We start from the raw sequence: 805 nt of genomic DNA, 5'->3' as shown, positions 1-805 counted from the left end.
CAAACCTTGTTGTTTTTATTTACTAAATTGTTTTTATAGCAGTAGTAACTGAATAAAAAACGGGACACGTTTTGCCAGCGTTGCGTTTGGATTTCTAACCACAGGTGCTGAAGTTCGATATCGGCATCGGTCATAGATTTCATTCTAAATATGTTGGGAGAGCGATAGTGTAGCTTGGTTTTTTCATAACGCCAAAATCCTTCGTTGTGGCGTCTTTAAGTGCTAGTTCATCAAAGTCTATTGAGCAAATCGATTTTAATAAAGTTCGTAGTGTGGCGAATTGGGTACTAAAAAGTGATACCGCTAAATTTGTTTGTTAATGAATTGTTTATTTTAAAGCTCAATCAGATTTATATGAGGATGCTCTTTGTTGTGAAAAGAGCACGAAGTGATGTCACGTGGTATCGGCATTTAAGGAACACATTATATAGAAGAACAACGATGGAACTGAAAACCCTCAGCGTCGCGATTGCGGCAACCTTGAGCAGCACTGCTGCGTTCGCAATGAGCGAGCCAGTAGCGCAAGTCACAGAGAAAGTTGAACATCATCAGCACGAACACGGTGTAGAAACGGCGCAGCCTGAGTATGCACCGACAGAATTGTTACCACAGCTACCGAAACAGACGTTACGTACGCGGGCTACCCAATCGGTTGAAGCGGCAAGCGTGGTTTGTGACGTAGAATCGTTCACAACCACCAACAGCAACGACTTGATCAGCGCGATAAAAACTCAAGGTGCAAGTTGCATCAACGAGCTGTTCTCTGCTCAAAGCCGAGTGCAAGAAGCGGCGTTTGATTCTGACC

1 protein-coding gene is annotated in these 805 nt (G+C 43.4%); it reads left to right on the top strand.

Translation table 11 applies throughout. The features are described 5' to 3' along the window. Positions 1-441: 441 nt before the first annotated feature. On the top strand, positions 442-805 hold a 364-nt coding region (locus tag R7E78_RS25840; RefSeq protein WP_318058570.1), incomplete at its 3' end, for a M9 family metallopeptidase N-terminal domain-containing protein.

Source organism: Vibrio sp. YT-19(2023) (genome assembly GCF_033337395.1).
The sequence above is the reverse complement of the archived record's forward strand: the minus strand, read 5'-3'. Positions and strand labels throughout refer to the sequence as shown.